The sequence below is a fragment of the Herpetosiphon sp. genome (assembly GCF_003512625.1).
GTDB classification, from domain to species: domain Bacteria; phylum Chloroflexota; class Chloroflexia; order Chloroflexales; family Herpetosiphonaceae; genus Herpetosiphon; species Herpetosiphon aurantiacus.
The window spans coordinates 1-8563 of record NZ_DOPT01000061.1 but is presented as its reverse complement, the minus strand read 5'-3'; the positions used below and the strand labels follow the sequence as shown (position 1 = coordinate 8563).

General features: G+C 51.0%; 7 protein-coding genes and 1 pseudogene. 2 read left to right on the top strand and 6 right to left on the bottom strand.

Going from position 1 to position 8563, the window contains the following annotated elements; genetic code table 11:
* Window positions 1-205: 205 nt before the first annotated feature.
* The 6 genes from ccsA to DEF47_RS14180 are packed head-to-tail and all read right to left on the bottom strand — an operon-like array spanning window position 206 to window position 5546.
* The gene (ccsA, locus tag DEF47_RS14205; protein WP_012190262.1) at window positions 206-2551 is read right to left on the bottom strand and encodes a cytochrome c biogenesis protein CcsA; all 2346 of its coding nucleotides are present in this window, start codon (window positions 2549-2551) and stop codon (window positions 206-208) included.
* A gap of 58 nt (window positions 2552-2609) precedes the next feature.
* Complete coding sequence (locus tag DEF47_RS14200; protein WP_012190261.1) at window positions 2610-3011, bottom strand: cytochrome c maturation protein CcmE domain-containing protein; 402 nt, start codon at window positions 3009-3011, stop codon at window positions 2610-2612.
* On the bottom strand, window positions 3004-3228 hold the full coding sequence (locus DEF47_RS14195; RefSeq protein ID WP_012190260.1) for a CcmD family protein: 225 nt from the start codon (window positions 3226-3228) through the stop codon (window positions 3004-3006). Before DEF47_RS14195 ends, DEF47_RS14200 begins: the two co-directional genes overlap by 8 nt.
* Window positions 3225-4187, bottom strand: a complete 963-nt coding sequence (locus DEF47_RS14190; protein ID WP_012190259.1) for a cytochrome c biogenesis protein — start codon at window positions 4185-4187, stop codon at window positions 3225-3227. The genes DEF47_RS14195 and DEF47_RS14190 overlap by 4 nt, the downstream gene beginning before the upstream one ends.
* A gap of 26 nt (window positions 4188-4213) precedes the next feature.
* The gene (locus DEF47_RS14185) at window positions 4214-4906 is read right to left on the bottom strand and encodes a heme exporter protein CcmB (protein ID WP_012190258.1); all 693 of its coding nucleotides are present in this window, start codon (window positions 4904-4906) and stop codon (window positions 4214-4216) included.
* Window positions 4899-5546: an ABC transporter ATP-binding protein gene (locus tag DEF47_RS14180; protein ID WP_041306393.1), complete on the bottom strand. Its 648-nt coding sequence runs from the start codon at window positions 5544-5546 to the stop codon at window positions 4899-4901. The genes DEF47_RS14185 and DEF47_RS14180 overlap by 8 nt, the downstream gene beginning before the upstream one ends.
* Window positions 5547-5746: 200 nt before the next feature.
* Here DEF47_RS14180 and DEF47_RS14175 point away from each other — a divergent pair, with 200 nt between their 5' ends.
* Window positions 5747-7384, top strand: a complete 1638-nt coding sequence (locus tag DEF47_RS14175; protein ID WP_012190256.1) for a hypothetical protein — start codon at window positions 5747-5749, stop codon at window positions 7382-7384.
* 222 nt (window positions 7385-7606) lie between these two features.
* A pseudogene (locus DEF47_RS14170) lies at window positions 7607-8563 on the top strand (hypothetical protein); the annotation flags it as partial.

The following is an 8563-nucleotide window of genomic DNA, read 5'->3' as shown; positions in this document are numbered from 1 at the left end:
AACCTTAATGATTGGGTTGATCCCCTTCGCTGGGCGGGAGAGAGGGCTAACGTACAAGGGTAGGTTTTAAGGATAATCTCTGTTTACTCACCCCTGCCCCTCTCCCACGGCGGCAGGAGAGGGGAGTTCAAACCTGATCATTGAGTGCTTCCCCCTCGCTCGCTGGGCGGGAGAGGGGGCTAGGGGGTGAGGGAAGCTACTATGATTAAGCAGCTTGGGTAGCGGCCTCCGGCACGCTCGCTTGGGCACGACGTTTGGTGGCATGTTCGATAAAGCGCCGCGTTGCCGCCAACGATCCACCAAGCGTCATCACTACTGTGCCAACCCAAACCAAGCCAACCGCTGGCTTGGTGCTGACAAAAATATCAGCGCGTTCAGGCAAGACTGGCAAATCAAGCCCAACAATTTGCAATTCCACTTGGCGATTTTCCAAGCTCAAGGCTGAAATCAACACTTGGTTGCCATCGGCCAAGGTGTAAGGCTCGGGCTGGTTGCCAACGTTGGCGACGGCGCGTAAGCCTGGCTCGATTGTCGTGGCATTGCCCGCCTCATCGTAGAAGGTCAAACGCGCTTTGATTGTAATCTCGTCGGTTTGCGCTTCAGCACCACTGTGGCCTTCGGGCAAACTATAATCAAAGTTTTGAAACACAAAACTATAGGGGCCGACGCTGCCTTTTTGGCCTTGCGCCAAGGTCAATAAATTAGGGTTGCTGGCAGCTAAATACTTACCAGGCGAGATATACAAATCGCCCCACCATTCGCGAATAATCGCTGGATTGCTGATCCATTGGCCATCGCGGGGGTTGAGATACAACTGTGGCGCAGCATCTTGGATTTCGCCATCGCCGCGTTGCACCGCCAAATCGATCACGCCTTTTTCGGCTCCTTGGTTGTTGGTGCGGGTTGCGTAGCCTTCGAAGGTAATTTTATGGCCAAAAGCGGTTTGAGTGGTGTTTAAGGGAATGGTCATGTTGATGTCGGGCGAGCTGTAGGCCGATGAGCCGACGAATCCAATCACCAGCAGGGCTGCACCGATATGGGCTGCATAGCCGCCGATGCGCATCCAGCCGCCGCGCACAGTGCGCACGATCATCAAAATATTAACCCCAAGCCCCAAACTGCCCAGCCCTAGGTAAGCCAGCGAGAGCGGTTTGCGCACGCCAAGCAACAATCCAACTACTGTAGCCACCACTGCCAAAATTGCTGGCATACGCAGCGCAAAAATAAATTTGCGCATGTTGCCGCCGCGCCAACCAAGCAATGGGGCAATCGTCATCAAGCCAATCACGACCAAGCCAAACGGCGGCGTAACGGTGCGGAAAAAGCTTGGTTGCAAGCTAAAGCGGCCATCTTGGCTCGCGGCAATATCAAAAGCTTTGGCAAACGTCGTGCGTAGGCCATCACGCAAAATTGGCGTTTTGGAAAACAGCGGCATTGACGTGCCAAGGCCCACAATCAGCGTGATAATCACCAAACAAAACATGCCGAGCACAAACAAACTATCACGCGAAAACAGGCTTTCCGAGAGCTTGTTGATTGGCACATCACGCCAGCGCTGGAAGAAGATGCCCAGTGAAACCACTAAACCAACCACCAAAACTGCTGCCATGGTCGTGCCAAGGCCATCTTCGGTAAATGAGTGCACCGAAAAATCGCCCAAAACCCCCGAACGCGTGAGGAATGAAGCATACATGACCAAGCCATAGGTGACAATTGCTAGGCTAAAATTGGCCCGTCGCAAACCGCCATGGGCACGTTGCACCAACATCCCGTGGAGCAATGCCGTCACAGTCAGCCATGGCAAAAGCGATGAGTTTTCCACTGGGTCCCATGCCCAATAGCCACCCCAGCCTAGGGTTTCGTAGGCCCAATAACCACCAAGGGTTAATGCAGTCGTTAAGATAACCCAGGCGGTAATTGTCCAAGGCAAGGCTGCTTTGACCCAACCATCGTAATCACGCCGCCACAGCCCAGCGATGGCATAGGCAAAGGGAATTGCCAACAAGCCGTAGCCCAAGAACAAAATCGGCGGGTGAATCACCATCCATGGGTTGTGCAGCAGCTCGTTTAAGCCACGCCCATCTTCAGCATAGATGATTTGTTTGGCAACATCGAAGCGCAAGGCAAATGGATTATTGATCAACATAAAGCTGATAATTGCCACTTGCACCGCCATCAAGGGCATGAGCACAAACGGCTCAAACTCGCGTGAGCGACGTAGCAACAACGGCGCTGCCAACAAGCCAACCAAGGCCCAAATCATAAATGAGCCTTGTTGGCCAGCCCAGAGCGCCGAAAGTTTGTAGCGTAGCTCTAAATCGTTCGATGAGTAGTTGTAGACATAATCGAACTCATAGCGCCCAAAATAGAACAACGCCAAGAGCAACAGCGAAGCCACAAGGATCGAAACTGCGGCGATCCGCACACTCCAACGACCCCAACTCAAGGCGGTGCGCTGGCCTGCAATTAGCAATGTATATGAAGTGGTGGCGGTGAAAGCGGCAACTAACGCCACAACCAGCAGCAACGTGCCAAACATAAACAAATTCATGGATGATCCTCTGGTTTGGATTGATAACTGAAGTTAGCACAAACCCCAGCTTTGCGACCTACTTGGCAGCTTGGGTATCTTCTTGATACTTCGATGGGCATTTGACCAACAAATCGTCGGCCACAAAAATGCCTTGGCTTTCATCGAATGCGCCAATTGCTACCACGCTGATCGCTTGATCAAAGTTGCCTGGCTTGGGCTGGCGATACAGCACTTCAATTGGTTGGCCCATTTCATCGCGCATGGTGAAACGGAATGTACCCGATTCAACCGTGCCTTGATTTTGCGGGTAACCCATCACTTGGACATTGCGCCCGCTGGCTTTGGCCTCGGTCACATTGACATAGGGAGTCAGCGAATCACCCATCGAGGTAAAGCCCAACCAACCTGCCAGCAGCAACAAGGCAATCCCCACGAGATGGAGTGGTTTTAAGCGAAAACGCGGTTTAACGTCAGACATTGCTGGTCTCCTTTCGTTCTGGGCTGACCCGTTCTGGCCGAATCGGGGCATTGTTGGTTTGATTGGCTGGGTTGGCTTGGCGTTCTTGCAGGGCTTGGCGCAAGGCTTTGGCTTGGCGATCAATCTTCAGCAAATAGGCAAAAATGCCTAGCCAAACCACCAAGGTTACCGCCGCTGCCACATACATGGCTAAGCCGGGGTCGGTTAATCCATTCATATCGTCATTCCTTGTTGTACTAATTGTTCGTTGATATCGAGCACATCGGCGCGTAACCACCAGAGCCAGAAGAACAGCAACGTAAAGCCAAATAAGCTGGCAAAGAAGGTTAGCAGGGTGCGTTGCTCGGTTAGCAGGCCAATATTGCCGGTGTTGGCAATCGCAATTTCGACCGTTTGATTGCCAGGCTCGCCACTTAATCGCTTGATTTGTACATCGCGCAAGGTTTCGGGCAAGCGCTCTATGGCTTCGGGCTTATTGCTGACCCGATTAAATGACGGTTTAAGGGTGTAATTTGTGCCATTCGATAAAATGCTGACCGTGGCAACCGTTAAATCAGCTTGTTGCTCGATGCCCAGCAATTCAACCTTGAAATCCTCGATTGTGCCAATAATTCGCCCATTTTCGGTTAATTGAATGCCTTGGCAATTGGGCGTATTCAAAATTGCACAATTGGGGTGCAGCGTATCATCGGTGACTCGGGGAATCACAAAGATCAAAAATGGCACGGCTACAAACGCCAGCAGGGCATAAATTGAGCCAAGATAGCGTTGGCGCTGACGATCTTCAATCGAGGTACGCAAGGCAAAATAGGCCGCATAAATCAACATTAATGCAGCAATCGCGGTCTCGCGTGGGTCCCAATTCCAGTAGGTTCCCCACACTACTTTGGCAAACATCGAGCCAGTTACGGTGGCCAGAATGCTAAAAATCAAGCCCAATTCTGCCGCAGCCAAGGCCAAGGCATCGTCACGGGCACGGCCATTACGCAAGTAGCGCCAGCTATAAATTGCCGAAAACAAAAAGGCCACACTGGTTAGCCAGCCTGTTGGCACATGGACAATCACAATTCGTCCAACATTGCCCAAGCCCTCGTGAGCCGGTACCCACAAGAACATTGCTAGGCTGACCAAAGCTAGCCAAATTCCAGTAAACCACTTAAAGGTTGTCGCAAGCATGCTTAATTATTCCCACCAGTAGAGTTTTAGGCTTCCCAAACTCGTTCAAACAGCCAGAGCGCGGCCACATGTTCAGCGATGGTATAGGCCGCAAGCAGTTGCAAACCGCTGCCAGCTGAACCCCATGTCCCGCCGCTTAGCGCTAATTCGGTTGTTTCAACCGCGATAATCAATAATGGCAGCACCAAGGGAAAGGCCAAAATCGTAAATAACGAGCCTTTGCCATCGGCCTTGGCGACTAAAGTTGCTAAAATAGTGGTTGCTCCGGCCAAAGCGACTCCGCCTAAACTGAGTGTGGCCAGAAACAAGCCAACTTTGGTAATTGTGACATTCAACAAGCCAATAAACAGCAGGGTTACCAGCGTTTCGAGCAAGGCCAAAATCAACAAGTTGACCAAGAGTTTGCCCAAATAGACGGCCAAGGCTGGCACATTTAAGCGCAATAAGGTTGCAGTATGCGCTTCTTCCTCGCGCACAAACGTCCGTGCTAGGCCATTCATCGCCGCAAAAAAGATCGCAATCCACAAGAGCACAGCCAAGGTTGCTGCCGAGCGCGGATCACGGCTCAGGCCCAATGGCCCCAAGCGAAAGCTGACCATCACCGCAGTAGTGACTGCAAACAAGGCCATGGCATTCAAGGCATAACGTGTGCGCAGCTCGATTTGTAAATCTTTGTAGGCGACTGCCCAAGCAGCTTGCCATAATGTTGGTTTAGCCACGCGCCGCCGCTCCTACCGTCAAAACGAGATCTGCCCAAGCAGCATCGCGCTGATCGTTGGTGGCCAAGATGGTCAGACCATGCTGGCGCTGTTGTTCAACCAGCTGAGCCACAAATTGGCGACCTGGCTCATCGAACATGGCGGTTGGCTCATCGAGCAGCAGCACTGGTGGCTTGGCTAAAAGCGCAATTGCATATTTCAAACGCAAGGCCATGCCCGATGAAAAATGGGCGACCCGTTCTGCTTCACGACCAGCCAACCCAACCTGGGCCAACAATTCGCGCCAATAAACTTGATCGGCGGCTAAACCACGGGCTTTGGCCAAAAATTGCAAATGTTCGATCGCGCTTAATTCACGATACAAAGCGACATCTGGCCCAACAAAGCCGATCCAGGGGCGCATCGTGTTGGGGCTGTAGGTTTGGCCTTGCCACTGATAGCGAATTGTGCCAGCGCTTGGCCGTTCGAGTCCGCAGAGCAAGCGCAAAAAGGTCGATTTGCCAGCGCCATTTGGGCCGCGCACTGCCAAAACTTCACCACTATGCAATTCGCCCGCCAACTGGTCGTAGACCGGGCGGGTGCTGTAGGTTTTGGCAAGCTCGTGCCAGCTCAGTTGTAGCGCCACATCTGTTCGATTCATCACAGAGTCTATTGTATCATAGGCGCTTGGCCGTTTGATGCTTGCGAACTGGCTATTTGGCATTAGGATCTTTTAATGATCTTTAATATCTATATTACTAGATATTTCGGTTAATGGGCTATTTGTCCTATAGCAGGATTAGGCTTGGTTGAGGAATACTAAGGTTGTAAGCTCATTAATGTTTAGCGAGGAGGAACCCCATGAACAACAGGCAGCTAGCCCTGTTCGTATGCTTGTGCGCGGTGTTGCTTGGCTTTACTATGGCTAAACGCTCCGAGGCAATCAGCGCCAATGGACTGTTACCTTCAACCCACAATCAAAGCATCGATCCGCTTGCCTCTGATCGTAAGATGCTCCCTACTCCAACCTGTGTGGTAAACCCGCCAACGCCAACGCAATGGATTCGGCCCAATGCTACTGTTACCCCTACTCGGCAGCAGCCAACATTAACCGAAAGACCAACCTTTACCGCAACTCCAAATGATCCCTGTTTTGTCGAGCCAAAGGTGATTATCACAGCACCAAGCCAGGTCGAGGTTGGCGAGCTATTCACCATCTCAATCCAGTATATCAATCTGGCCTCACCCTCGACCTCTCTCTGGGCTAGTGATGGCGGTTTAGCCCATTTTGAGCCACCAATGAATGAAATATGTGTTGCTGAGCAACACCCAACGCATTGCACGAGCTTTACCCTACGAGCCACCAATCCAGGGGTTTTTGATTTTGATGCAGCGGCATTAGGCGAAGCTTATTACAATGGTGGTTGGCACCTCATTTGGATTGAAGCCCAAGCGCCAGTTTTTATTAATATTATTGATTGGAATTCAACGCCAACGTCAACCTTTACGCCTGTGCCAACCTGCATACCTGCTACCAGCACCCCAACCTCAAATATACCAACAAATACGCCAACGCTGGCTGGTCAGGCGACAGCCACTTCGGCCCCAATCCCAACCCGTACTCCAACCCCAACTGCTGCCCCCTTGACATGCTACCAAACCGCATATGCCGAGTTGGTGTTGCATGCCCCAAGCCAAGTGCAGGTTGGCGATATTTTTACCTTGACAATGAATTATGTGAATATTGCCCCTTATACCGTCAATATTAGCCGCGCCTCGAATGATTTAGCGATGTTTGATCCGCCGCTAGCAATGCCTTGCCAACGATTCTCGCACCCTACTTCATGTGAAGAGATAACCATGCGGGCGACTTCCGCTGGTGAATTAACGATCGATGCTAGTGCTTTTGGCCTGATTTTCATTAGTGGTCAACAGGCGGAGGATGGGTATGCGAATGCTCGCAATCCAGTTTATATTAATATTCTGCCAAACAATGCCATACCAACCCGTACACCAACTCCGACCGCTACCAAAACTGCTACACCATGCCCAACGAACTTAGCAATCAGCGGCAGTGGTTGTGGCGGAACCTCAACTATTACACCAATCAATGGCACCGCAACGGCTACGCCGATTGTTTCAGAGTTGTTTTTGAGTGCGCCATACCTGGTCAATGTTGGTGACGTTTTTACCGCGACGATCCAGTATATCAATATTGGGATGCCCTATACGAGGGTTACCAATTGGTCAGGCGGAATTGGGCAATTTGATCCACCATTGATCATGCCATGTAAATTCAATCAGCATCCAACCCAGTGTCGCACCATTCGGTTGCGGGCAATTGCCGCAGGCTCCCTTCACCTTAGCGCTCGAGCAACTGGCGAGGTGCCAATTGCTGGGGGTGGTTGGGCTTGGGGCAGTGCTTTTTCAAACCCAATTTCGATTCAAGTGCGCGACGTATTAGCATATCGGATTTTTATTCCGCTGGCGAGAAAATAAACTGCTGAGTTGATTAAACAGCAACCGATCGCTATGGCAGCGATCGGTTGCTGTTTAATTCAGTTTAAATTTATTATTCATAGCAAGCTTCTTTAATGATTTTTAATATCTAGTAAGCTAGATAGCTTGTTTTTTGGGCCATTTGTCCTATAGCAGGATTAGGCTTAGTTGATGAATACTTAGAAGCCTAGGCCGATTAATCTCATATAGAGGAGGACCCCTATGAATAACAGGCGGCTGGCCCTGTTAGTGAGCTTGTGTGCAGTGTTGCTTGGCTTTGCTGTGGCTAAACGACCTGAAGTAACAAGCGCCAAGGCGTTATTAACGCCAACTCCAACACCACTTCGTTCAGAATTAATTCTGAGCGGCCCGACCGAAGTCCAAGTTGGTCAACTGTTCACAATTACGATTCAGTACGTCAATATTGGTTTGCCCTACACCACAATCACGATGAGTCCGAACAATCTGGCTCAATTTGATCCGCCGATGACGATGCCTTGTAAGTACAATGAACATCCAACAGGTTGTCAATCGATTACATTACGGGCAACAACTGGGGGAATGCTAGAAATCTTCGCATCGGCGACTGGCGAAGTGCCAATTGCTGGCGGTGGTTGGGCTTGGGGTAGCGCTCAAGCACGGAATCCAATTTGGATCGATGTGATTGATCCGAATGCGACTGCCACGCCAACTCCTATGCCAACCTGTGTGCCTGCGACCCGAACCCCAACGTCTACGATGTTGCCAACCTATACCCCAACTCCAGCAGGTCAGGCGACTGCCACGCCAACTCCAACCAAAACTCGCACACCAACACCAACAGCTCTGCCATGCCAACAAACTTCATATGCCGAGTTGCTGTTGAGTGCCCCAAGCCAAGTCCGAGTTGGCGATGTCTTTACGCTAACGATTGATTATGTGAATATTGGTGCGCCAGATACTGGCATTAGCCTCAGCCCCAATGGCTTGGCTCAAGTTGAAGCGCCATCAGTCATGCCCTGCGATTTCTTTGAAGACCCAACCCATTGTACCAAAATCCGCTTGCGGGCAACCGCTGTAGGCGAATTAACGATTGATGCCTGGGCAACTGGTGAATTGTTTATTGATGGCGGCTGGATGTGGGGTGGGGCACGGGCACGTAATCCTGTGTATGTAAATATTGTGGCGGGTGATGGCACC